Origin of the sequence: Nitrosophilus kaiyonis (genome assembly GCF_027943725.1) — a bacterium.
Lineage (GTDB): Bacteria > Campylobacterota > Campylobacteria > Campylobacterales > Nitratiruptoraceae > Nitrosophilus_A > Nitrosophilus_A kaiyonis.
On the sequence record NZ_AP025696.1, the window covers coordinates 1,052,215 to 1,078,979 of the forward strand.

The window sequence follows — 26,765 nt, forward strand, 5'->3', positions numbered from 1 at the left end:
GTTTTGAAAAATAGAGTGATGAGAAGCAAACCTAAAACAAGCGAAGATTTGCAACCCAACCACCCACCATTTTATTATCGGAAAAATTTCTATATAGTTTAAGTATAGAACTAAATAGTTTTAAAAAAGCTTAAAAAAGTTTTATTATTGTTAGAGTGGTGAAATAGAGGCATAGCTGGATAGCAGAACAGGAGGTAAGGTGATAAGGTGGTAAGTGAGCGAGGGCAAAGCGAAGCTTTAAGACAACAACTGCTTGCTGTCTGTGCCCGAGCGAAAGCCTTGAGTATATGTGAGTCCTAAAAACAAGGTTTTTCGTGACGACATACGAACAGCTGGTTTACCTTGAAGAAAATCAAGTGAGCGAAGCAAGCGAAGATTTTCGGTTAGTTTTAAGTGAGAAAGTTAGAAGTTTGAGATTCATTGGTCAATAGTATAAAATAGTGATAGTGGATAGTGATGGCTAAAAACTAATTCCCTATTACTAATAACCAATTACCAATAACCAATGACTAATTCCTAATGTTCAATTAACTCATAACTTATCACTTATCGCGTTTCTATTTTTGTGTTTTCTCAAAAGCTTTTTGAACCGCTTTTATAAAAGCATCTCTTATCCCCTTTTCTTCCAGTGCAGCTATACCTTCAGCAGTAGTACCAGCTGGGCTCATAACTTCATCTTTTAAAAGTGCTGGATGGCGATTTTTTAAAAGAGGGCTAAATCCATCAAAGAGGCCTTCGACTAATTTTTTTGAATTTTGTCTTGAAAGGCCACATTTTACCCCGCCATCCATTAAGCTTTCAGCAACTAAAGCCAAAAAAGCTGGGCCGCTTCCTGCTATTGCAGTAGCAATGTCGAGCTCTTTTTCACTTGTCGCCCATAAAACTTCGCCAATATTTTCAAATATTTTAATGCTTTCTATTTTTACTTTTTCATCTCCTGTGAGTGTAGTCATGGATTTTTGATAGATTGCTGAAAGATTTGGCATAGCTCTTAGATAACTTTTTGCTTTTATATATTTTTTTAATCTCTCTATAGTAACTCCGGCTAATACAGAAATCAAAATATCTACTTCATTTTTGAAATATTTGCTTATATCTTCAATAGCATAAGGTTTAACGGCTAATATTACTATTTTATTTAGAGAGTTGAAATCTTTTAAATTTGTTGTCTTAAATCCAGCAATTTTAAGATTTTCAAGTTTTTCTTCATCTCTTCCAACAACTTCAATATCAAAGCTATTTTTCAATCCATCTATCAAAGCAAATGCCATTTTTCCAGTACCGATAATAGAAATTTCTTTTTTCATATAGCTTCCTTTATTTCGTAATTCATAATTCGTGATTCGTGACTCGTAACTCGTGATTCGTGACTCGTGATTCGTGAATTGTGATGCGTTTCACTTTCTCACTTTCTCACTTTCTCACTTTCTAACTATTTGCCATCTTTTCCACTATACCTTTTACTAAATAACTTTATTTATAACAATTTTACTGCTATTATACAAAATATTTGATATAATTTTTCCAAAACAAAAAGCGAGGGATTATGAGAAAATTAGGTATATTTTTAATGATAATATTTATTGTTATGATAAGTGGATGTTCATCAAAAAAAGAGACAGAATATAATAAACCTGCTATATATTGGTATGAAAAGATTATAAAATCTGTAAGTAGTAGCAATTTAGATAGAGCAGATGAGTATTTTACATCTTTAGAGAGCGAACATATAAGCTCACCTCTGATTCCAGAAGCTATGCTAATTTTGGCTCAAGCTCATATGGATAATGAAGAGTATTTAATGGCATCTTTTTATCTTGATGAGTATATAAAAAGATATTCAACCGCAAAGAAAAGAGAATTTGCTGAATATCTTAAAATAAAGTCATCATTTTTGGGATTTAAAAATATAAATAGAGATCAAAAACTCTTAAATGATACTATACAAAATGCACTAAATTATAAAAAAATGTATCCAAATTCAGAATTTATCCCTTTAGTGGATACAATTTTGACAAAACTTTATATGACTGAATATATTTTAAATAAAAATATTATGCTTTTATATCAAAGAAGGGATAAACCAAAAGCTGCAAAAATATATGAAGAAAAATTAAAAAAATCTTGGCTTAATGAGACAGAGATTATAAAACCAGAAAACTGGTATGATGTTTTAATTGAATGGTAAATAATAACTGAGAAGTAGAAAAGAAGAAAGAGCGAAAGTGAGCAAGATTTAAGATTTAAGAGCTAAGAGTTAAGATTTGAGTATTAGAATTTAGTGATTATTTAAAAACTTAACACTTAACTCTTAGCGCTTAGAACTAATTCCCAATGACTAATGTCAAATTAAATTTTAAAGGAAAAATTATATGAAACTTAGCGATTATAAAGAGTTTCCAACGACATTGCCGATAATAGTAGAAGATGAACTATTTTTATATCCATTTATGATATCTCCAATATTTTTAAGTGATGAAGAAAATATTTTAGCGGCTCAAAAAGCTTTAGAAGAAAATTCATTAATATTGGTATGTCCTTCAAAAGAGGGTAAAGAGGGGGATAGAGATTTTGAATCAATCTATCCAGCCGGAGTAATTGGCTCTATTATGAGAAAGGTAACTTTGCCAGATGGAAGGATAAAAATACTGTTTCAAGGCTTAGCAAGAGGTAAAATTTTAGAAAATGCAGGTGAGCATCCACTAAGAGCAGTTGTGGATATAATCGAATCCAAGCCATTTAATGAGATAAAAGTTGAAGCTCTTTTAGAGGTATTAAGAGAGAAAATAAGAACACTTGCAACAATAAGCACTCAATTTCCACAAGACCTTGTAAAAACAATTGAAGAAAATCATGAACCAAATAGAATTGCTGATTTAGTTAGCAGTTCTATAAAGCTTAAAAAAAGCGATGCATATGAACTTTTTACAGAACCTGATATAGAAAAAAGAATAATGCTTCTAATAGACTTTGTAACTGAAGAGATTGAGCAGAGTAAGCTACAAAGAGAGATAAAAAGTAAAGTTCATAGCAGACTTGAAAAAATAAATAAAGAGTATTTTTTAAAAGAGCAGTTAAAGCAGATACAAAAAGAGTTAGGAGTTGATACACAAAGAGAAGAGGAGATTGAAGAGTATCGCAAAAAACTTGAAAAATTAAAGCCTTTTATGAGCGAGGAGGCTTTCAAAGAGGTTAAAAAGCAGATCGATAGATTTTCGCGTATGCATCCAGATAGCGCTGAAGCAACAGTTATACAAACTTATCTAGATTGGGTATTGGAGATTCCTTTTGGAAAATATTCAAAGAAAAAGCTAAATATTTTTGATGTAAAAAGAGAGCTCGATAAAGACCATTACGGATTAAAAAAACCAAAAGAGAGAATTGTTGAATATTTTGCTGTTAAAGAGCTAATGGAGTTAAGAGGGATAAAAAAAGAAAAAGGAAGTGGAGCGATTTTATGTTTTGCAGGACCTCCAGGAATAGGAAAAACTTCACTTGCAAACTCAATAGCAACAGCTCTAAAGAGACCTCTTGTTAGGATTGCTTTAGGTGGGCTTGAAGATGTTAGCGAATTAAGAGGTCATAGAAGAACATATATAGGGGCAATGCCAGGTAGAATTGTACAGGGCTTAATTGAAGCAAAAGAGATGGATCCTGTTATGGTATTAGATGAGATAGATAAAGTTGGAAGAAGCTTTAAAGGGGATCCAACATCTGTTCTTTTAGAGATATTGGACCCTGAACAAAATACACATTTTAGAGATTATTATCTAAATTTTAGTATTGATTTGAGTAATGTTATATTTATAGCTACTGCAAATGATATAAGCTATATTCCAGCTCCTTTAAGAGATAGAATGGAGTTTATATTTTTAAGCAGTTATACGCCAAATGAGAAATTTGAAATAGCAAAAAGATATCTTATTCCTCAAGAACTAAAAAAACATGGACTTAAAAGAAGCGAGTTAAATATTACTCCTAAGGCTCTTGAGGAGATAATAGAAAAATATACAAGAGAAGCCGGAGTTAGAAATCTTAGAAGAAGAATTGCTGATATTGTAAGAAAAGCAGCCAAAGAGCTTTTGGAAAATCCTGAAATTAAAAAAATCTCAGTTACTGCAAAAAATTTGAAAAGATATTTAGAAAAACCAATTTTTGAGATAGAACTTGCAGAAGAAGAGCCTCAAGTAGGTATTGTAAATGGGCTTGCTTGGACAGCAGTTGGTGGAGATGTTTTAAAAATTGAAGCTATAAAGATAAAAGGAAAAGGATCACTGCAACTTACAGGCAGTCTTGGGGATGTAATGAAAGAGTCTGCAAGAATTGCATATAGTGTAGTAAAAGTATTAATAGATAAAAAAGTTATAAAAATTGATCAAAATGTGATTCCAAAAACAGTAAAAGAGATAGAAGAAAAAATAGCTGTTGATCCTAGTGAAGTATATAGAAGATACGATATACATCTTCATATTCCTGAAGGTGCTACTCCAAAAGATGGACCAAGTGCTGGTATAACGATGGCAACAGCAATTGCTTCAATACTTTCAGAAAAAAAGGTTAGAAGTGAAGTTGCTATGACAGGAGAGCTTACATTAAGCGGAAAAGTTTTGCCAATAGGTGGATTGAAAGAAAAACTCATTGCAGCATATAAAGCTGGAGTAAAAAAAGTTTTAATTCCACAGAAAAACTATGAAAGAGATTTAGATGATATGCCAAAAGAAGTTATAGGTTCTTTGAAAATTGTTCCTGTTAAAAAGATAGATGAAGTTTTAAAAGAAGCAATTATTTGGAAATAAGCTCTTTGGCTTATTTCCTTTTATAAAAAGGCGTAAGTTTTTATCTTTTCAGTTAATATATTCTCTCTAATAGGTTTATTTATAAAATCATTAGCTCCATTATCTAAAGCTTCGGTTCTTTTTGTCTCATCAGTACTTAAAACAATGACTGGAATATCTTTCAATGATTCGTCACTTTTTATTATTTTTAGCATTTCTATACCATTCATAACTGGCATAATTATATCTAATAAAATCAGATCAATATCTTTTCTATTTTTTAAAATTTCTATTGCCTCTACTCCATTTTTTGCCTCTATTACTTCATCTACCATTCCATTTTTCAATAGCATTGTTTTTAGAAGTTTTAAGTTTATAAAATCATCATCAACAGCAAGAACTTTTATTTTTTTCATACGGTTACACCTTTAGTTATATATTTTTCTATGATAAGTTTTAAAATCTCTTTATTGATAATATTTTTATGTATTTCGTCAAATATGTTTTTTTCTTCATCAGTTGCTTCTACATTTGGATCAATAAAAAGAATAAATTTTGTTTCATTATCTATTTTTTCTTTTATATTTTTTATTTTTTCTAAATCAAATCCATCACTCTCCTTATCAATAAAAACAAGTTTATATTTATTGTTTTCAAGCTTATTGATAACATCATCAAAACTATTTGCTATTTCTGATGAATATCCTAAAGAGTCTGCAAGCTGTTTGAAAAGTTTTGATTCAAGCAAAGTTTTTTTACCAATCAAAATATCGCTAGTAAACGCTTTTTCTTCCTTTTCTTTCATTTCTGATGATGTTGTTTGATTAGTTTCTATTTTAGTTTCAATTTCTGTTTCGCTCTCACTATCAACAATTTTATCAGCAAGAAATTTTTTAAGAATTGCTACAAGTTCATCTCTAACAATTGGTTTGGTAATATATTCATCAAGCCCTTCATTTAAATATTTTTCTCTATCGCCTTTTAATGCATGAGCAGTTAAAGCTACAATTGGAACATGAGGTTGATGATAATCTTGTTCATAATCTAAAATCTCATGTGTTGCCTCAATACCATCCATTATCGGCATTTGAATATCCATAAAAATAATATCATAATTGCCATTTTTTCTCTTTTCAAATCCCTCTAATCCATTATTTGCGATATCAACATTTAATCCTAAATCTTCTAGTGTCTTTTTAATAAGCTTTTGATTTATTACATTATCTTCTACAACAAGAGCTTTAGCTTTAAATTTTGCTTTTGAAATGTCAATTGGTTTGGAAGTTTTTTCTTTTAATTTTTTATATTCGCCGATATAAAACTGTACTAGTTGCTTAGATTTTGTATAATTAACAGGCTCATACAATATTTTCATCAATTTATCTGTAAATGTTTCTACTCTTTTTTTATAAGAAATTTTTGAAACAAGAGCCACTGGAATACTTCTAACAAAGAAATTTTTTAGATTGCTATCTTCAATATAATCATAATCAAGTATGCAAAAATCATATTTTTTATGATTATCAACCATTTCTGTTAAATCATTGAATTGATTAAATTTAATTCCTAAAAAGTTTAAATACTCTTTTATAAATTCATTTTGATCTTTTGGTTGATCATCTTTTACATAAAAACCAACTTTTAAGCCTTCAAATTTATTTTTTAGAGATTCAGTTAAAGTTGGTACCTCTTCAAGTTCGAGTGTAAAGAAAAATTTTGAGCCTTTGCCAACTTCACTTTCAAGTCCTAACTGTCCTCCCATAAGTTTTACAAATTCACTTGAAATTGTAAGTCCAAGTCCAGTTCCACCATATTTTCTAGTTACACTAATATCTGCTTGACTAAAAGCCTCAAATATTTGAGCTTTCTTTTCTGCTGGGATACCTATACCTGTATCTTTAACTTCAAAATATACTTTTGCTTTTCCATCAATATTGCCAAGTTTTTTAATCTCAACAGTTACATTACCACCTGTTTCTGTAAATTTTATGGCGTTACTAACAAGATTAATAAGAACCTCTTTTATTTTTGTAGGATCACCTTTTAAAGGTTTTTCCATATTTGGATCTACAAAAAGTGCTAAATTTATATCTTTTTCTGCAGCTTTTGGAGCATAAACTTCTATAGCATTTTCAAATTCAGTAATAGGGTCAAAAACAATGTTCTCAATTTCAATTTTATTACTTTCTATTTTTGAAAGATCCAAGATAGAGTTAATAATTTCTAGTAAGTTTTCAGAACTTTTCTCAATAATAGATACAAACTCTTTTTGCTCTTCATTTAATTCTGTGTTTTTAAGAAGTTCTGTAAAACCAACGATACCATTTAGTGGTGTTCTTATCTCATGTGACATATTAGCTAAAAACATACTTTTAGCTTTACTTGCCTCTTCTGCAGACTCTTTAGCAACTTCGGCTTTTTTCAGTGCAGTTTCTAAAATCTCATATGCTGCACTAATACCTTCAGTTGTATCAAGATTGATTTTTGATTCAATATCTCCTTTTTCTTGTTTAATTGTTTCTGATTCAGCAACTTTTTTCAAAATAGCTTCAAGTTTTTTGATGTTTTGAGTCAAATCTCTTGCCAATAGATATCCAACTATTGCAAGTAGGATTGATAATATCCATACAATTGCTGAAGCAATTAATGTATAAAATTTTATATTTGCTATTTTTTCAACTTTGAGATTAAGATCGTTTTTCAGTATTTTTTCTGCTTCTAAAATAATATCTATCTTTTCAGTTTGAAGATTAAACCATAATGTAGGATCAACAGGATACATTCCATCATTTATGGCTCTTTGAATATCAACCCTTGTTTGAGAAACTTCGTCAAATATCTCTTTTGAGTCTTCATCTTTTATAATTTTGTCAATTTTTCTTTTAGTATCTGGTACTGATAACGCATAGTTAATAAAACTATCAGCCTTACCAATAAGCTGGTTCCAAATTTTAAGCTCTTCATCACTCATAGGCGTATATCTTGCAAGAATATATGAAATAAATCCTCTTTCGACTCCAGAATACTCTTTTGATCTAATAAATTGAATAATTGTAGAAGATAGAGAAGTAATATCTGGATCAATAGTATAAAGTTCAATTTTTGACATTTCATCAATTAAAGATTTATTAATAGTATCAGTATAATATGTAAAAAAAACATCTTTAAATTTAATATTTAAATTATCAACTTTTTTTCTAATATTTGGCAGTTCTCTTAGATTAGTCATATAAAATTTTGAAATTTTACTATATTGTGGGTTTTGTTTTAAAAATGAGTATAATCTATTTACAGCATTATTAACAACTTTTCTCTGCTTTTGCAAAGACTCTTTTATAAGTTTTCCTTTACTTCCTATATAGATAGAGGTCATACCTCTCTCTTTCGCAATTTGCGTTATAACTTCATTTAATCTATCATTTAAAGCTATTCTATTTTTAAGCTCTTCAGCTTTTTTATATCCATCATATGATGTGTAAAGAAAATAACCTGATAAGAAAAACAGTAAAATTATTGGAAATAAACTAATCAGTCTCAATCTTCCTTTTAAACCCATAATATTTCCTTTTAAAGATTTATGTTATATTTTTTTGCAATTTGATTGCACTCATATGCGCCATTTTCTATACCATTTTGTAAAAGCTTTTTTGCTTTTATTGGATTGTTATATTTAATTATATAAATTTCTCCAAGATAGCATTTTGCTCTTACATTTCCTTTTGCTTCCGCGCTTTTTAAATATGTTTCTGCTTTACCCAAGTCTTTTTTTACACCTTTTCCATAGAGATACATTATCCCCAAAAAATAGTTTGCATTGTTTGCTTTATCTTCAATTAACGCTTTATCAAAATACTCTTTTGCTGTTTTGAAATCTTTTTGTTTATATGCTTTTACGGCATAACTAAAATTTGATCCAAAAACAAAGGAGAAAATTCCAATAAACAAAATAATTTTTTTCACTTTTTCCCTTTAAATATCTTTTAATTTATTTATAATATTTTTAAGTTCATTTATTTGCTTTTCTATTTCTAAATTATCGGATGATGCTGTAATTTTATTTAAAATTTCACTAATTTTATTTAATCTTAAATTTTCTGACATACTTTTTAAATTTTTAGCAATTTTTTTTATAGTTTCAAGGTTTTCTGTCATATAGATTTTTTCTAGATCTTTAATAAATTCATTTAAAAACTCTTTATATATATCTTCTTCAATACCCAAATCTTTTGATGCTTCTTGGATTACTTTTTCTATTTCATTTTTTTTCAAAGATTCTTCAGTTTTAGTTATAGGTTTTATATCAAAATTAAACTCTTTTGCAATTTCATCTAAAAGTTTGTAAAAATTGTCTATTAATGTTTTTAAATATTGAATATCATTTGATTTTAATATTTTTGTTAAAATCTCATCAGCTTTTTCTATTCTAAGATTTGTTGCTGAACCTTTAAGTTTGTGGGCTAGATTTTTTATATTTTCTAAGTCATTTTTTTCAATATAATCTTCAAAATTTTTCTTAAATTCTAAACTCTGTGTTATATACTCTTTTAAAAATTCAATAACAATATCTTCAGACAATCCAAGCTCTTGTGATGCAATATTTGGATTGTATATTTTATATATTGGTTTTTGAGGTTCAATTATTTGAGGTTGCTCTTTTTGAATCTCTTTTTTCTCAATTTTTGGTTTTTCAACAAAGAGCATTAATTCAGCATTTAATTTTTCAATAAAATCATAAAATTGATCCATATACTCTTTTAAAATATTTTTATCATTTATACCGGAAGTATTAGATAAAATATCATTTGCTACATTAACTCTTAAATTTGCAGCGGCTCCTTTTATTTTATGAATAAGATTATGTGCTAACTCATAATCTTCATTTTCAAGAGCCTCTTCTATTTGTGGCTGTAATTCATAAGCTTGAGCAATAAATTCTACTAGAAGTTCTTTGATAAGAGATTCATCTAAACCTAACTCTTTTGCTACTTCTTTTGTATCATAAAGTGGTTTTACTATCTCTTTTTCTTCTTTTAATGCTTTATCTAATATTGTTGTCTCTTTAGTAGCAGGTTCCTCAATGCTTAATTCGTCAAAATTAACCGATAAAGGCTCTTCAGTTTTGATTGTTTCAGCAGTTATCTCTTCTACAGGTTTTGGAGCCTCTTCTTTTATTTCTATTTCAGGGATTTCAGTTTCAAAGCTCTCTTTGAAACCTTCTTCTTCAAAACCTTTAAAAGGTATCTCTTCATTTTTTTCAAAACTCTCTTTTTGCTCAGATAAGGTTTTAAAATCAATACAATACATTTTTCCTTGGTTATCAATTTTTAACAGCTCTTTTACAATCAGTTCAGTTTCTACTTCATTAGTTAATGTTTTTATGATAACTTTAGGTTTTTTTAAATGATTTAAAACTACATAATCTATCCATGAAAAGTTTTTAAAATTGTAAATATATCCTGGCTTATTAATAAAAAGATCTGCAATATCTTCTATTTTTTCATTCATTTCTTCAATTGATGAAAAGCCTAAAAAATCTATTGTATCTATACTTATAGCTACCATCTCTTTTTTAGAGTTGTATAGTATCAATTTTGTTCCTTTTCTCTCATCATTTTATATTTTAGTTCAGCTTCTTCTTTATCTTCTTTGCTCACAGGTTTTCTTGCTGCTATATATCCTACTTTTACTCCATCTTTAAAGACTGGTTTTATATATGTTTTTACCCAATAATATCTACCATCTTTTCTAAGATTTTTTACAAGTCCTATCCACTCTTTATCTTTTTTTATAGTTTCCCACATATCTTTAAAAGCAGCTTTAGGCATATCAGGATGTCTAATAATATTATGAGGCTTTCCTAAAAGTTCTTCTTTATCATATCCAGCTATTTTACAAAATGTTCTATTTGCATATGTTATGACGCCTTTTAGGTCTGTTTCACTAACAATTACTCCATCTTCAAAAGTATATTCTTCATCAATTGGTGTAGGTTTTTTCACAAAATACTCCACTATTTAAAGAATTTCTTACAACAAAAGCAAAAATTTGAAACCTGTATACTAAACTATAACATAATTTTTTATAACTAATTCTTAGATAAAAAACTTTTTATATTTTTAGCATCTTTTTTATTTAAAACAGTAGCAATTTCTTCAATAGTAGCACTTTTTATATTTTCAAAAGAGCCAAAATAATTAAGAAGTTTTTTAATTTTTGCCTCACCTATACCAGTTGCATTTAATAAAGAGATCTCTTTATCATGTTTAATCTTTTGATGTTTGTGGAATTTTATAGCAAATCTGTGAGCCTCATCACGAAGATATTGGATAAATTGCAATCTTTTGTCATTTGGTAAAAGATCAAAGACTTCTTTTTCACTATAGATGATATCTCTGGCTCTTCCTTTACTTCTTACAGCTTTAAAATCAGCCTTTTCTTTTGCTATTGCTATGACATCTATATCAACACCTACACTTTTCAAAATATCTTTTGCAAGTTTTCTAAGAGTCTCCCCTCCATCTATTACCCATAAATCAGGAGGAGGATTTTTTTCAAAACTATCTGCTCTTTTTGATAAAAGCTCTTTCATTTGTGAATATTCATCTTTTGATGTTAGATTGTAATGTCTATAATCATCTTTTTTTAATTTTTCATTTTCATAAACTACCATAGCTCCAACTGGCTGTTTTCCTTTTATATGTGAATTATCAAAAATCTCTATTCTAAAAGGAGTTGTTTTTAAATCAAAAAGCTCTTTAATTTTATATAAAATTTCATCATTTTTATTTTTTTGATTTTTGCTTAAAATCTCTTTGGCATTTATTTGAGCAAGTTTTATAAGCTTTACCTTTTCTCCTTTTTTTGGATTGATAATTGAAATATTTTTTTTAAACTTTTTTCTTAAAAGCTCTTCAATCTCTCCTTTTTGCTCAAAATCTTTCCCTACTATAATCTTTTTTGATATAAAGATTGAGTCATTTCTATAAAAATCTAAAATAGCTCTTTTGTAAGCTTCATCAATATCAAATCCTTTATCAATATCATATTTTATAATTTTAGAGCTACTTGAGATCACCTTTCCCTCTCTCATAAAGATTCTAATAATAACGGCTTCATTTTTTTTCTCATGGATATATAAAACATCCAAATCTTCAAGTTTTGCAAAATCTATGTTACTTTGTATATTGCTTTTTTTAATTTTTTCTATTCTATCTCTAATGATTGCTGCTTCTTCAAATCTTAGATTTTTCGATAAATCAAGCATTTTTGATTCAAGTTTTTTTATAAGAAGATTTTTGTCTAAAATATGTTTTATTGCATCTTCTACTACTTTTTTATATTCATCTTTTGATATTTTCCCTTCACAAGGTGCAAGACATCTTTTCATTTGATAAAAGAGACATGCTTTTTTACCATTTATACAGCTCTTTTTTTGAACAAGCGGAAATATTTCATAAATAGAGTCAAGTATATCTTTTGCAGCTACTGAAAATGGTCCATAATATTTTATCTTTTTCCCTTTTACAACCTTTCTTGTTATTTCAAATCTTGGAAAATCTTGTGATAAATCTATATATATGTATGGATAGGTTTTATCATCTCTTAATAAGATATTATATTTTGGCTTGAGCTGCTTTATTAGAGAGTTTTCTAAAATAAGGGCGTCATTTTCATTTTCTACCAAAATGTATTCTAAATCATATATTTCATGAACCATTTTATATATTCTTGGACTTAAATTTGCCGCAGGCATAAATTTTGGTGAAAATCTAAAATAACTTTTTACTCTATTTTTTAAACTTTTTGCTTTCCCAACATATAAAAGTGATCCATTTTTATCAAAATATTGGTAAACCCCTGGAGCATCTGGAAGATTTTTTAACTTTTCAAGCAGTTTCATCATTTTTTTTTATTCTCTTTTATTTTTGATTTTATTTTTTCAAAAATATCTTTTAACTCTTTAAAATTTGTACTAATTATAAAATCTCCATTGGATTTTTCACTATAATAAAGAATAGGTTTTGTTTCTTTTTTATTTTGAACTATTTTGTTACTAACAAAGACTTTAAACTCTCTTATATCTAACTCTTTGCATTCAGAAAAATTTTTTTTTGCAATATTTAATAGTTCATTTATAAGTTTTTTATTATAATTTATCTCCATTTTAATTGCAGGATGGTCTGTTACAAAAAAGATAATTTGGTTTTTTATATAACAAAAAAGTATGTGATTTTTTAAATTTTTTGGAAATAGTGATAAAATTTTATTAAAACATCTATGTTCATTTAATTTTTTTGTATTAGGAAAGATATGATTCAAAATAGATTTAACATTTTTCATGCTGTAATTATAGCAGCTTTGTTATTTTTTGTTTGGGGATGTGGACATAAAGCTCCACCATACTATCCCAAAAAAGAGAGAAGCAAATAATGAAATATGATTATATAATTGTGGGTGCTGGTGTTGCTGGATTATATGCTGCTTTGAACATCCCCGAAAATAAAAAAGTTTTAATTCTTTCAAAAGATCCTTTATGGGAATGCAATACTTTTTATGCTCAAGGTGGGATTTCTACTGCAAAAGATGAATATGATATCCCTGTGCATATAGAAGATACATTAAAAGCTGGAGCTGGGCTTTGTGATAAAAAAGCTGTAGAGATATTAAGCAGAAATAGCATTAATGTAATAAATGATTTAATTGAAAGAGGCTTTGAGTTTGATAAAGATGAAAATGGAAATCTTCTATTTACAAGGGAAGCTGCACATTCTACTGCTAGAATTCTTCATGCTGGTGGTGATGCAACAGGTAGAAAACTTCATCTTTTTTTAATGCAAAATATAAAACATAAAGTTTTAGAAGGAGCAGTTGTAACAGATATCTTATGTGAAGATGGAATAGTATATGGAGTTACAATAAGATTTAAAGGTATTTTACAAAATATTTATGCCAATTATGTTTTTTTAACAAGTGGTGGCATTGGTTCACTTTATGAGTATCATACAAATGCAAAAACGATAAGTGCAGATATTCAAGGAATAGCTCTTGAAAAAGGTATAGAGTTAAAAGATATGGAGTTTACTCAGTTTCATCCAACAGTTTTTATAAAAAGTAAAAAAGCAAGAAAGCTTTTATTAACTGAAGCTTTAAGAGGGGAAGGTGCAACAGTTGTAGATGAAAATGGTAAAAGATTTTTGTTTGATTTTGATGATAGAGGAGAGCTTGCCCCAAGAGATATAGTAAGTAGAGCTATATACAGATATAAACAGGAGGGACATCAAGTATATCTATCTTTTGAAAATTTTGAAGAGAGTTTTTTTAAACATAGATTTCCAACAATTTATAAAAATTTCCAAGAGCTTGGATTTGATGTACCAAAACAGAAAGTTCCAATTTCACCAGCCTTTCATTTTATGATGGGTGGTATAAAGACTGATTATTATGCAAAAGTGAAAAATTTTGAAAATTTATATGCTATTGGAGAAGTTGCTTGCAGTGGTGTTCACGGAGCAAATAGACTTGCTAGTAACTCTTTGCTTGAGGGCCTTGTTTTTTCAAAAAGAGCAGTTGAAGATACTCTAATAAATGAAAAAGAGTATAAAAATAAAGAGTTTTTAATAAATAGGGCTCCTCTTGTAAAAAATATCGATAAAAAAATGAAAAATCTTCTAAGAAAAACAATGTGGGATAAGGTTGGTATCATTAGAAAAACTAAAGATTTAAAAGAAGCTGCCGATATTATAGAAGATATTGAAAAAAAAGATATAGGTAGATTTTTAAAATTAAGAGTATTGAGTGCAAAAGAGATAGTAAAAAGTGCTATTAATAGAAAAAAATCGGTTGGGGCACACTATATTGAAGAATAATATTTATTGAAAGGATAAAAATGCATGGGTTAGATTTAACACATACTTGGGTTGGATATCTCTCTTTAGCTATATTTGTGATAGGCTACTATTTTATTGCTGCTGAAGAGAAATTTCATATGAATAAAGCAAAACCAGCTTTATTAATTGGAACTTTAATGTTTATGCTTTTAGGTATATATTTTTCTATAAATGGATTAGAACCTGAACCATTACATGAGGAGATGGAAAAACTCATTTTAGAAATTGCAGAGATTTTCTTTTTCCTTTTTGTTGCAATGACCTATATAGAAACTTTAATAGAAAGAAAAGTATTTGATGTATTAAAGTATAAATTAACTTCAAGAGGTTATAGCTATAAAAAACTTTTTTGGTTAACTGGGACTTTATCTTTTTGGATTTCACCAGTTGCTGATAACTTAACAACTGCATTAATTTTATCTACTGTTTTATTTACGATAGATAAAACAAAAAATGAGTTTTTAGTTCCAGGTGCTATAAATATTGTAGTAGCTGCAAATGCAGGTGGTGCATGGAGCCCATTTGGTGATATTACTACTTTAATGGCTTGGACAGCTGGAAAAGGCGAGTTTGTTGATTTTCTATATCTATTTGTTCCAAGTTTTGGTGGATGGCTTTTAACAGCTTGGTTACTATCTCGTGTTGTTCCAGAGGGTGAGCCACATTTTGATGCATCTCTTCCAAAGGCTGAGTTAAAACCAGGTGCTAAAGTAGTAATAGGTTTAGGTGTTTTTACTATTTTTACAGCAGTTATGGGACATCAGTTTTTCCATTTTCCTGCAATGTGGGGAATGATGTTTGGTTTGGCTCTATTAAAAATTTATTCATACTATTTAAAAAAGAAAAATCAAGACCATTTTGATATCTTTGTAAATATGAAGCATGTTGAAAATGATACTTTAATGTTTTTCTTTGGAATATTAAGTGCAGTTGGTGCATTACACTTTTTAGGATATCTTGAATATATAGTTAAACTTTATGATATTATTGGACCAACAGCAGGAAATATAGGAGTTGGATTTATATCTGCGATTGTAGATAATGTTCCTGTAATGAGCGCAATATTAAAAGCTGATCCAAATATGGGAATAGATCAATGGCTTTTAGTAACTTTAACTGCTGGAATCGGTGGAAGTTTGATTAGTTTTGGTAGTGCAGCAGGTGTTGGTGTTATGGGAAGACTTAGAGGAATATATACATTTGGTTCTCATATGAAACATGCATGGACAGTTCTTGCTGGATATATATTATCAATGATTTTATGGTATATTCAATTTGAGATAATGGGACTTTATTGAGTAGATTAGAAAGAAGTCATTAGTCATTAAGTCATTAGTAATTGGATATTAGAGTTAATAGTTAAGAATTAAGAGCTAAGAATTTTGTGATAGTGATAGTTTATAATAAAAACTTAATTCTTAACGCTATTTCCTAATGACTAATGACTAATTACTAATTACTAATAACCAATGTCTAACGACTAAAATAAGGAGTTTTAAAATATGCAAAATGTGCCGATAGTAATTCTTGATTTTGGCTCACAATATACACAATTAATCGCAAGAAGATTAAGAGAAGAAAAGGTATATTGTGAGATTTATCCATATTTTACAGATATTGAAGAGATAAAGAAGAAAAACCCAAAAGGTATTATTTTTAGTGGTGGACCATCAAGTGTTTATGAAAAGGATGCTCCAAGAGTTGATAAAAAGATTTATGAGCTTGGTCTTCCTATACTTGGAATCTGTTATGGAATGCAGTTAATTACAGTTGATTTTAACGGAGATGTAGTTAGAGCAGATCATCATGAGTATGGAAAGGCAAGACTTATATTTGATGAGATTCATGGAGGTTTTTCTCCTCTTTTTAAAGATACAAAAGATGGCCAGATTGTATGGATGAGTCATGCAGATAAAGTTGAAAGACTACCCTATGGATTTAAAAGGATAGCTCATACCAATAACTCTTCATATGCAGCAATTGCTAATGAAGAAAAAAATATCTATGCATTGCAGTTTCATCCTGAAGTTTCTCATTCTGAGGAAGGTAGCAAAATATTAAAGAATTTTGCAAGAGAGATCTGTAAAATTGAAGAAAAATGGGATATGGGTCATTTTGCAAAAGAACAGATTGAAAAAATAAGAAAAATTGTTGGTAAAGATAAGGTTTTATGTGCATTAAGTGGTGGAGTTGATAGTTCTGTTGTTACTGCACTTTTATATGAAGCGATTGGAAACCAACTTATACCTGTGTTTGTTGATAATGGATTACTAAGAGCAGGTGAGAGAGAAAAAGTTGAACATGTTTTTAAAAATATGTTAAAAGTTCCTTTGATTGTAGTGGATGCCAGTGAAAAATTTTTAAATGCTTTAAAAGGTGTAACAGACCCCGAGCAAAAAAGAAAAATAATAGGTCACACTTTTATAGAGGTATTTGAAGAAGAGGCTAAAAAACATACAGATGTTAAGTATCTTGCTCAAGGGACTTTATACCCAGATGTTATTGAGTCTGTTTCTGTAAAAGGCCCAAGCGAGACAATCAAATCTCATCATAATGTTGGAGGGCTTCCTGAGTGGATGAAGTTTGAGTTAATTGAGCCACTGAGAGAACTTTTCAAAGATGAGGTAAGAAAACTTGGACTTGAACTTGGACTTCCAAAAGAGATGGTTATTAGACATCCTTTTCCAGGACCAGGCCTTGCTATTAGAATACTTGGTGAGGTAAATAAAGAGAGTTTAGAGGTTTTAAGAAAGGCTGATACGATACTATTAGAAGAGATAAAAGCGGCTGGTTATTATGAAAAACTTTGGCAAGCTTTTGCAGTTTTATTAAATGTCAAAAGTGTTGGAGTTATGGGTGATAAAAGAACTTATGAAAATACAGTTGCTATAAGATGTGTAGAGAGTAGCGATGGTATGACTGCAACATTTGCACATCTTCCTCACGATTTATTAGAAAATATAAGCAATAGAATCATAAATGAAGTAGATGGAATAAATAGAGTAGTTTATGATATAACTTCAAAACCACCTGGCACAATAGAGTGGGAGTAAACAGGACAAAATATTGAAAAATAGAAAAATATATGTTTTGTCAGATAGTGATATTAAGGGAGCAATAAAGCTCCCTGTTATTGAGCAAAATTTTTTTAATATTAATATAGATTTTAAAAAATATGATTATTTGGTTTTTACTTCTAAAAATGGCGTAATTGCAGTTGATAGAATATCAAGTGAGTGGAAAAAAATTGATTCAATTGCTATAGGAAAGGCAACTGCTAAAAAAATTGAAGAGCTTGGCGGTAAAGTTGCATATGTTGCAAAAAAATTTTATGGAGATGAATTAGCTAAAGAAATCTCTCAAAATTTTGATAAAAGCAAAAAATTTTTATATTTAAGAGCAAAAAAAGTTTTGTCAAATTTAAGTGAAATTTTAAGAAAAAGAGAGTTTTTATTAGAAGAAATTATTGTATATGAAACTGTATGTAAAAAAATAGAAAATAAAAGAGTTGAAAAAGGCTCTTTTATCATTTTTTCTTCTCCTTCCACAATTGAGTGTTTTTTGAAAAATTTTCAATGGGATAAAAGTTATAAAGCCATAGCAATTGGTAAAAAAACCGCTTCTTATATACCAAAAGATATAGAATTTATCATTTCGCCAGTTCAAACTCTTCAAGGCACTATTAATTTTATAAAAGAATCATTAGACATTAATAATTAGTATATTGGTAATTGGTTATTAGTATATTAAAGTTAAAATTTAAGATTTAAGAATGAATTAAGTGAATAAATAATTAAGAATTGAGAATTTAGTTTTCAGTGTTAGTGCTAGTTAAAAACTTAACACTTAACACTTAGTGCTTAGCACTAATTCCTAATTTCTAATATACCAATATACCAATGACTAATGACTAATTTCTTACTATCTATATTTATTTAAGTTAAAAAATTGTATAATAAATATAAACCTGAGCGGTGCGCTACCCGCGATATGGGGGTCCGACAATCCACGTTTGAGGGAGGCCTGTAGATTTTGGTGTGTGTCGGTGACTTCGTTTGAGCCAGGGAGACTTGGCGAGAAGCCGCCGCCTAATCCAAAACTCGCTCCCTCTTATTTTGGTCTTAGGGACCATTGCATAGCGTGAACGCCCGCTCGGGTTTTTTTATTTTAGTATTAAGAGTTAAATGTTAAGAATGAAATTTTCATAAATTAATTTTGTTTCTTTTGTAAATATCAATAAATACTCTTAATACTTAACTCTTAATACTTAGCTCTAAAGGATTTCAATGAATGTTTTAGTTGTTGGAAGTGGCGGTAGAGAATATTCAATAGGTCTTGCTTTAAAAAAAGATGATAATGTAAAAGAATTATATTTTGCTCCAGGCAATGGTGCAACATTTAATCTTGGTAAAAATATTGAAGTTTCAAATTGGGAAGATTTAGCAGATTTTGCAAAAGAAAACAATATCGATTTAACAATAGTTGGACCTGAAGCTCCACTAGTTGAAGGAATAGTAGATATTTTTAGAGATAAAGGATTAACTATATTTGGTCCAACTCAAAAAGCAGCACTACTTGAAGGCTCTAAAATATATATGAAAAATTTTTTAAAAAAATATAATATTCCAACAGCAAAATTTTTAGAAACTTCATCTATAGAAGAAGCGAATGAATTTATAAATACCTTACCTGAACCTATAGTGGTAAAAGCTGATGGTCTTTGTGCAGGCAAAGGTGTAATAATTGCACAAAGCAAAGAAGAAGCAAGAAAAGCTGCTGATGAAATGCTTAGTGGAAAAGCTTTTGGAGAGGCTGGTAAGAAAATTGTTATTGAAGAGTTTTTAAATGGCTATGAACTATCGGTTTTTGCAATTAGTGATGGGAAAAAATATGTAATACTTCCAGCTGCGCAAGACCATAAAAGGCTGCTTGATGGAGATAAAGGACCAAATACTGGCGGAATGGGAGCATATGCGCCAACACCTTTAATTAATGATGAGCTTTCAAAAAAAATTGAAGAAAAAATTATTGCTCCAACGATTAAAGGAATGAATGATGAAGGTGTTCCTTTTGAAGGAGTTTTATTTGCTGGGCTTATGATTGTAAATAATGAACCTTATGTTTTAGAGTTTAATGTAAGATTTGGTGACCCTGAATGTGAAGTATTGATGCCACTTTTGAAAACTCCTGCAAGTGAACTATTTTATAAAGCAGCTACAAAGGATTTAGACAGTTTAAATATTGAATTTTATAAAAAATATGCAGTTGGTGTAGTTTTAGCAAGTGAAAATTATCCATATGGTAAGAGCAAACCTGCTGAAATTATTGTTGATGAGATTGTTCATAAAGATTTGGCTGAGCATGCACATATCTCTTATGCAGGAGTGAGTTTAATAGAGGGAAAACTATATGCGACTGGCGGTAGGGTTCTTGTATGTGTGGGAATTGGAGATAGTATAAAAGAGGCGAGAGAATATGCCTATTTGCTAACGGGTCAAGTTCATTTTGCTGGAAAAAAATATAGAAGCGATATTGCATATCAGGCATTAAAGAGCTAAACTTATGGAAAACAGAAGTTTAGCATCTCTTAATAAAAGAGCTATAGCTTTTTTAATTGATGATATATTAGTTTCATTAATATATCTTATAATTATTTGGGAATATATTCCAAAAAGTGGCTCTTTTGTAGAATTGTCCATAGTTATAAATCAGTTTATGCTACTTTTAGTGATGATAAAGATTTTTTACCATACATATTTTGTTTACAAATTTAGAGCAACATTAGGAAAAATGGCACTAAAAATTGAGGTTTTAAGTTTAGATTATGAAAATGTAAATTTTTTGCAAGCGTTTAATAGAGCAATTTTTAGAGTAATAAGCGAAATAATTTTTTATTTTGGCTTTTTACTTGCTTTTTTTGATAAAAAAAGACAGACTCTACATGATAAAACTGCAAAAACTTTGGTGGTAAATGTATAGAATAATCTTTTTATATCTTTTAATTTTTGGATTTATATATGCTAAAGAGTTGCCACTTGATATATATGCTAAAAATGTTGTAGCCCAAGATGGAAAGATTATAGCTACTGGAGATGTTGTATTAATATATGATGGCTACTATATTGAGACTAATAAAGCAATATATGATAAAAAATCCCAAATTATAGAACTTTTTGGAGATGTAAATTTTATAAAAGATTCACTCTATACCGTACTTAGTGAATATGCTATGTTTGATATGGCAAATAAAAAGATTTTATCCTCTCCTTTTTTCTTTATCGAACATACAAATGGAGTTTGGATAAGTGCAAAAAAATCTTGTGGAGAAAACTATATTTTTAAACTTGAAAACTCTTTAGTTTCAAGTTGTGATCCATCTAATCCAGATTGGAAGCTTGCATTTTCATCTGGTAACTATGATGAAAAAAAGAAGTGGATTAATCTTTATAATGTAAGATTATATGCAAAAGATATTCCAATTTTATACTCTCCATATATTGGCTTTTCTACATCAAAAGAGAGAAAAAGTGGGCTTTTAATACCTAGTTTTGGTATCTCAAATAAAGAGGGTTTTGTATATATTCAACCTATATATATTGCAGTAGATCCACAATGGGATTTAGAATTTGACCCACAATTAAGAGCTAAAAGGGGAAAAGGTCTTTATTTAACATATAGGTTTGTAGATACTCCTTATTCTGAGGGGTATTTTAAAACTGGAATATTTAAAGAAAAAGAGAGTTATGCAGAAAAAGAGAATCTTAAAAATGATAAGCATAAAGGTTATGAAATATTTTATCAAAGAGAGGCTCTTTTTACAAAAATCAATGAAGAAGATAAAAAAGATGGTATTTATCTTGATTTTAAATATTTAAATGATATAGACTATTTGAACCTTCAAAAAGAGGGTTCACATGAGGATTTTGATTCTATAGTTACATCTAGATTAAATTATTATTATAATAAATATGACCATTATATAGGTTTCTACTCAAGATATTTTATAGATACCACAAAGACTGATAACGAGGATACACTACAAATTTTACCAAAACTTCAATATCATAAATATGTAAATTCTCTATTTTTTGATAATCTTTTATATTCTCTTGATTATAAAGTTTCAAATTTTACAAGAAAAGAGGGAACTAGAGCTATACAGCATGAGGCAAATATTCCTGTTGGAATATATTTTTCTTTTTTAAACGACTATATTGGAATTTCTGCTTCAGAAAATATATATTTTACATATGTTGATTATTCAAATACCACTCATTGGATAGAAAACGCCTATATTATAAGGAATTATCATAAATTTTCACTCTATTCAGATCTTATTAAAAATTATGAAAATTTTTTACATACGCTTCATTTAAATGCAACTTTATATGTTCCAAGTTATGAGAAGACTAAAGGTGATAAAGAGGATTTTATAACAATAAATACAGAATCTAAAAGGTTAGAACTTAGTTTAAAAGAGTATTTTTATGATTTAGAGGGAAGTGAATTTTTATATCATAGAATAATACAGCCAATTTTTTATGATAAAGATTATAAATATGGAGATCTTGAAAATGAAATAGGTGTAAAATTTAATAAAAATCTCTATTTTACAAATGATATTTTCTTTTCCCATGAGTATAGTGATATTAGTTCAGTTACAACAAGTTTAAACTATAAAGATGATGTATATAATATTGCAATTTCTCATTTTTATAAAAATAGTAAAAAAGAAGAAGATTCAAATTATATAACTTTTGATATTTCCAAATATTTATCTGAAAAATATAAACTATTTGGTAAAATTGATTATGATTTTAAAGATGAATATGTTAGAGAGTGGCAATTAGGATATATATTTAATAAAAAATGTTGGAACTATACTTTGAGTTATAAAGAAGAGATTAGACCAATATTAACTTCTGCTGGTAGTTCATCAATTAAAAATAAAATTGTATATTTTAAGATTGAACTTGTACCACTGGGTGGTGTTGAACACTCTTTTGAGCAAAGAATAGAGAGTAAAACTACTAAAGGTGAATTATGAAAACTGAGGCAAAAGTAGGTATATTTGTTGCAATTGGACTTGTCTTTTTATTTTTGTTAAGTACTCAAGTAAACAGATTTTCTCATTTTGGTAAAAAAGGTTATATAATAGATGCATATCTTGATGATGTATCAGGTTTAGAAAAAAATGTAAAAGTAAAAATTAAAGGGGTTGAAGTAGGTTATGTAAAAGATATAAATCTTGATGGAAATAAGGTAAAAACGAAGCTTTTTATTTATGAAGGTGTTAAAATACCAAAAGATTCAATAATACAAATAAATCAAGAAAGCATGCTTGGTTCTAAATATTTAAATATAATTCCTGGAAGTTCAAAAGAGTATATTTCAGAAAATGAGGCTTTACAAAAACAGAAAAAAACATATACATTTGAAGAGACTACAGGATCAATAGATGAAGCTGCAAAAGAGTTTAAAGAGTTTATTAAAGAGCTAAGAGAAGATCTAAAGGGAGAAAATGGAAATGATTTAAAAAAATCTATTTCAAATTTAAGAAAAATTACTGAATCTATTCAAGATATGATAAAAGATAATAAAGAAAATTTAAAACAGTCAATAATAAATTTAAAAATTATGGCAAAAGAACTAGCTAAAGCTGGAGATAAATTTGGAAATATGTCTTCAAAATTTTCTTATACTGCTGATACTATAAATGAAAAACTTCCAAATATTATGAATAAAATCGATTCTTTAGTTGCTGATTTATCTGTTACTAGTAAAGAATTAAAAAGTAAACTTCCTCAAATTATGGATAAATTTTCCTCGTTGGAAAATGATTTACAAGAAATTGTAAGTGAAAATAAAAAACCTCTAAATAGAGCGATAAAGTCTGCAGATACATTTTTTACATCTGGCGGTGAGACATTTAAAAAAGTTGATAACTATCTAAATGCGGTGGCAAAATCACAAATAGAGGTTGCTTTTAGAAGTGAATATATGAGTAGTGATAAATTTGCTAAAAATTATGCATCGTTTTATTATATTCCTTCTCCTGAAAAATATTATATGTTAGATATAATTTCAACTGATGATTATTCAAAAATGGATGAAAATGGAAATGTAATCAAACCAGATGATCATGAAGATTCTAAACTTCTCTTTTCTGCCCAATATGGAAGAAGGTATAATGATATTTTATTTAGAATAGGTGTAATTGAAAGTACAGGAGGTGTTGGAGTAGACTATTTTATGTTTAATGATAAAGCAAAACTCTCTTTTGAAGCATTTGATTTCAATGCTGTAAATGATGTTAGAGGAGATAAAGCGCATTTGAAACTTTTAGCAAGATATAGATTTTTAAAACATTTAGATACATTTATAGGTATAGATAACTTTTTAAATGATGATGCAAGAAATTTCTTTTTTGGATTGGGATTTGATTTTGTAGATCAAGATTTAAAATCAATTCTTGGTGCTGCAAGTGGTGCTGGCACTTTTATAAAGTGATTAGATGGAAGAAGAAAAAATAGTTAAAAAAATTCAAAATGCACTTAATGTTTTAGGACTTCCTCCGCTTGTTTCATTAAAAGATATAAAACATAGATATTATCTACTTGCAAAAAAGTATCATCCAGATGTTGGGGGAAATAAAGAAGAGATGGAAAGGATAAATAGGGCATATAAATTATTAAAAGAGTATATAGAAAATTATAAATTCAGTTTTAGTGAAGAGGAAATATTAAAACAGTTTCCTACAAAAAATCATGCAAATAAATTTAGATTTTAAAGGAAGGTAAATGCATTGTACATTTGAATTTGATATGAATAACAATAAAGAGATATATGAATTTGGAAAGGTAGCAAAACAAGCTAATGGAGCAGTTTTATTAAAAAGTGGTAAAACTGTAATGCTTGCTACTGTAGTAATGGATAAAAATCCTGTTGAAGAGGATTTTTTACCATTAACCGTTCAATATATAGAAAAATCTTATGCGGCTGGTAAGATTCCAGGAGGATTTGTTAAAAGAGAACAAAAACCAGGAGATTTTGAGACATTAACTGCAAGGATTGTTGATAGGGCAATTAGACCACTTTTTCCAAAAGGCTTTTTATATCCAGTAGTAATTACAGTAATGGTTTTAAGTGCTGATGAAGAGGCTGATTTACAAGTTTTAGCTTTAAATGCAGCAAGTGCAGCTTTATATGTAAGTGATATTCCAATCAGGACAGCTGTTTGTGGGATAAGAGTGGCAAAAATTGATGGAGAAATAGTAATAAATCCAAAGCTTTCACAACTTGAAAATAGTACTTTAGATCTATATTTAGCAGGTACAAAAGATGATCTTTTAATGATTGAAATGAGATCTATTGGAACATATGAACCTGAAATTTTACCACCTTCAATGGTTGACCCAATGCTAGATCCTACTTTGGCTGAAGAGGTGGTAATGATAAAAAATCCAAATGCATTTGATGAAGAAGAGCTTTCAAATATCATTTTACAAGGCAAAGAAGCAATAAATAGTGCATGTAGTGAATATGAAAAATATTTTATTGAAGTTGCTAAAGAAGAGTTAGAAGTAGAGATCAAACCAGAAAAGATTGATGAAAATATCTGGACATATGTTGATGAGATTTATAAAGATGATATTTATAAAGCTATAAATGCAATGGCTAAAAGCGAAAGAGCTCAACATCTTGAAGAGATAGTAAAAAAGATTGCTGAAGATGAAATTGCAAAAGAGCAAGGTTGGGAAGAAGATACAATTTTTAAAGTGGTAGATAAATATAAAAGAAAAATTGTTAGAGATATGATTTTAAATGAGAGAAAAAGAGCAGATGGAAGGGGATTAAAAGATGTTAGGAAAATAGATATTGAAACAAATATTTTACCTTCTGCACATGGATCATGCCTTTTTACAAGGGGACAAACTCAAGCACTTGTAGTTTGTACAATTGGAGAAAAAAGTGCTGCTCAAATGTATGAACTTTTAACAAGTAAAGGACCAGAATATGAGCATTTTATGGTTCATTACAATTTTCCACCTTTTAGTGTTGGAGAAGCTAGGCCTATTGGGGCTCCTGGAAGAAGAGAACTTGGACATGGAAATCTTGCAAAAAGAGCTTTAGAACCAGTTGTAGATGTTCCTGAAGATAAAACAATAAGACTTGTATCAGAAATTTTAGAATCAAATGGTTCATCATCAATGGCTACTGTATGTGGGGGAGCTTTAGCTTTAAAAGCAGCAAATATAGAGATAAAAGATCTTGTTGCTGGTGTTGCTATGGGGCTAGTTATAGAAAATGATAAATATGCAATTTTAACCGATATTATGGGACTCGAAGATCATGATGGAGATATGGATTTTAAAGTTGCAGGAACTAAAGATGGAATAACTGCATTACAAATGGATATTAAGCTTGGTGGAATTGAGGCAAATATATTAAAAGAAGCCCTTATTCAAGCTAAAGAAGCAAGAGAGCATATTTTAAATATTATGGAAGATGCTGCAAAAAAAATTGAGATAAACGAAGAAAATCTTCCAACATCAAAAACCATAACAGTTCATCCAAGTAAAATTGCACAAATAATAGGTCAAGCTGGGAAAACAATAAAAGAGATTATTGAAAAATTTGAAGTTAATATAGATATAGAAAGAGAAAAAGGAAAAGTAAAAGTTACTGGAAAAAACAAGCCAAAAGTTATAGCTGCATGTGAACATATTAAAACGATAGCGCAAAAAGAGGAAGAGAAAATTCCGCAGTTTAAAGAGGGCGAAATTTTAAAAGGAAAAGTAAAAAGAATAGCAAATTTTGGTGCCTTTGTTGAGCTTCCTGGTGGCATTGATGGACTTCTTCATATATCAAAACTTTCATCTGGTAGAGTTGAAAAAGTTGAAGATGTGGTAAATATTGGTGATGAAGTAGAAGTTGAAGTTTTAAATCAAAAAGGACATAAAATAGAGCTTGCTTTGAGGCAAGTTTTTAAATAATAATTTAGGTTAGATAAATAAGTATAGTGAGTTAAAAAATAGTAATTGGTATATTGGTTATTAGTTATTGGTAAAAAAATCAAATATCTAATATACCAATTACCAAT

Annotated in this window: 20 protein-coding genes; 12 read left to right on the plus strand and 8 right to left on the minus strand. The window is 28.8% G+C overall.

Annotated elements, in window-relative coordinates; all coding sequences use genetic code 11:
• Positions 1–557: 557 nt before the first annotated feature.
• Positions 558–1,307, minus strand: coding sequence for a pyrroline-5-carboxylate reductase (locus tag QML81_RS05625; protein ID WP_281950440.1), 750 nt, complete (start codon positions 1,305–1,307; stop codon positions 558–560).
• Positions 1,308–1,546: 239 nt separating this feature from the next.
• Between QML81_RS05625 and QML81_RS05630 the strand changes: the two genes are divergently transcribed.
• On the plus strand, positions 1,547–2,188 hold the full coding sequence (locus QML81_RS05630) for an outer membrane protein assembly factor BamD (RefSeq protein ID WP_281950441.1): 642 nt from the start codon (positions 1,547–1,549) through the stop codon (positions 2,186–2,188).
• A 184-nt stretch (positions 2,189–2,372) separates the two neighbouring features.
• Positions 2,373–4,796 (plus strand): endopeptidase La, encoded by a 2,424-nt coding sequence (gene lon, locus QML81_RS05635; protein ID WP_281950442.1) that lies wholly within the window; start codon positions 2,373–2,375, stop codon positions 4,794–4,796.
• A gap of 20 nt (positions 4,797–4,816) precedes the next feature.
• On the opposite strand, the gene QML81_RS05640 is transcribed toward lon, so the two are convergent.
• From QML81_RS05640 to QML81_RS05670, 7 genes are all read right to left on the minus strand, one after another.
• Positions 4,817–5,191 (minus strand): response regulator, encoded by a 375-nt coding sequence (locus QML81_RS05640; protein ID WP_281950443.1) that lies wholly within the window; start codon positions 5,189–5,191, stop codon positions 4,817–4,819.
• Positions 5,188–8,331: a nitrate- and nitrite sensing domain-containing protein gene (locus QML81_RS05645; protein ID WP_281950444.1), complete on the minus strand. Its 3,144-nt coding sequence runs from the start codon at positions 8,329–8,331 to the stop codon at positions 5,188–5,190. The genes QML81_RS05640 and QML81_RS05645 overlap by 4 nt, the downstream gene beginning before the upstream one ends.
• Before the next feature lie 11 nt (positions 8,332–8,342).
• Positions 8,343–8,735: a tetratricopeptide repeat protein gene (locus QML81_RS05650; protein ID WP_281950445.1), complete on the minus strand. Its 393-nt coding sequence runs from the start codon at positions 8,733–8,735 to the stop codon at positions 8,343–8,345.
• 9 nt (positions 8,736–8,744) lie between these two features.
• Entirely contained in the window at positions 8,745–10,364 is a 1,620-nt protein-coding gene (locus QML81_RS05655; protein WP_281950446.1) for an Hpt domain-containing protein, read from the minus strand.
• Positions 10,361–10,774, minus strand: a complete 414-nt coding sequence (locus QML81_RS05660) for a PAS domain-containing protein (protein ID WP_281950447.1) — start codon at positions 10,772–10,774, stop codon at positions 10,361–10,363. Before QML81_RS05660 ends, QML81_RS05655 begins: the two co-directional genes overlap by 4 nt.
• 86 nt (positions 10,775–10,860) lie before the next feature.
• Complete coding sequence (gene uvrC / locus QML81_RS05665; protein ID WP_345741163.1) at positions 10,861–12,675, minus strand: excinuclease ABC subunit UvrC; 1,815 nt, start codon at positions 12,673–12,675, stop codon at positions 10,861–10,863.
• Complete coding sequence (locus tag QML81_RS05670) at positions 12,675–13,094, minus strand: hypothetical protein (RefSeq protein ID WP_281950449.1); 420 nt, start codon at positions 13,092–13,094, stop codon at positions 12,675–12,677. Before QML81_RS05670 ends, uvrC begins: the two co-directional genes overlap by 1 nt.
• Before the next feature lie 110 nt (positions 13,095–13,204).
• Between QML81_RS05670 and nadB the strand changes: the two genes are divergently transcribed.
• The 10 genes from nadB (at position 13,205) to QML81_RS05720 (ending at position 26,658) form a co-directional block, all read left to right on the plus strand.
• On the plus strand, positions 13,205–14,641 hold the full coding sequence (gene nadB, locus QML81_RS05675) for an L-aspartate oxidase (protein WP_281950450.1): 1,437 nt from the start codon (positions 13,205–13,207) through the stop codon (positions 14,639–14,641).
• Between the two features lie 20 nt (positions 14,642–14,661).
• Positions 14,662–15,960, plus strand: a complete 1,299-nt coding sequence (gene nhaD, locus QML81_RS05680) for a sodium:proton antiporter NhaD (RefSeq protein ID WP_281950451.1) — start codon at positions 14,662–14,664, stop codon at positions 15,958–15,960.
• A 204-nt stretch (positions 15,961–16,164) separates the two neighbouring features.
• Entirely contained in the window at positions 16,165–17,715 is a 1,551-nt protein-coding gene (gene guaA, locus QML81_RS05685) for a glutamine-hydrolyzing GMP synthase (protein ID WP_281950452.1), read from the plus strand.
• Between the two features lie 13 nt (positions 17,716–17,728).
• The gene (locus QML81_RS05690; RefSeq protein ID WP_281950453.1) at positions 17,729–18,382 is read left to right on the plus strand and encodes a uroporphyrinogen-III synthase; all 654 of its coding nucleotides are present in this window, start codon (positions 17,729–17,731) and stop codon (positions 18,380–18,382) included.
• Positions 18,383–18,948: 566 nt separating this feature from the next.
• The gene (gene purD / locus QML81_RS05695; protein ID WP_281950454.1) at positions 18,949–20,220 is read left to right on the plus strand and encodes a phosphoribosylamine--glycine ligase; all 1,272 of its coding nucleotides are present in this window, start codon (positions 18,949–18,951) and stop codon (positions 20,218–20,220) included.
• A 4-nt stretch (positions 20,221–20,224) separates the two neighbouring features.
• Positions 20,225–20,641, plus strand: coding sequence for an RDD family protein (locus tag QML81_RS05700; RefSeq protein ID WP_281950455.1), 417 nt, complete (start codon positions 20,225–20,227; stop codon positions 20,639–20,641).
• Complete coding sequence (locus QML81_RS05705; protein WP_281950456.1) at positions 20,634–22,709, plus strand: LPS-assembly protein LptD; 2,076 nt, start codon at positions 20,634–20,636, stop codon at positions 22,707–22,709. Before QML81_RS05700 ends, QML81_RS05705 begins: the two co-directional genes overlap by 8 nt.
• Complete coding sequence (locus QML81_RS05710) at positions 22,706–24,172, plus strand: MlaD family protein (protein WP_281950457.1); 1,467 nt, start codon at positions 22,706–22,708, stop codon at positions 24,170–24,172. Before QML81_RS05705 ends, QML81_RS05710 begins: the two co-directional genes overlap by 4 nt.
• Before the next feature lie 4 nt (positions 24,173–24,176).
• A complete protein-coding gene (locus tag QML81_RS05715) occupies positions 24,177–24,452 on the plus strand; it encodes a J domain-containing protein (RefSeq protein WP_281950458.1) in 276 nt (91 codons plus the stop codon).
• Between the two features lie 10 nt (positions 24,453–24,462).
• Positions 24,463–26,658: a polyribonucleotide nucleotidyltransferase gene (locus tag QML81_RS05720; RefSeq protein WP_281950459.1), complete on the plus strand. Its 2,196-nt coding sequence runs from the start codon at positions 24,463–24,465 to the stop codon at positions 26,656–26,658.
• Positions 26,659–26,765: the final 107 nt, after the last annotated feature.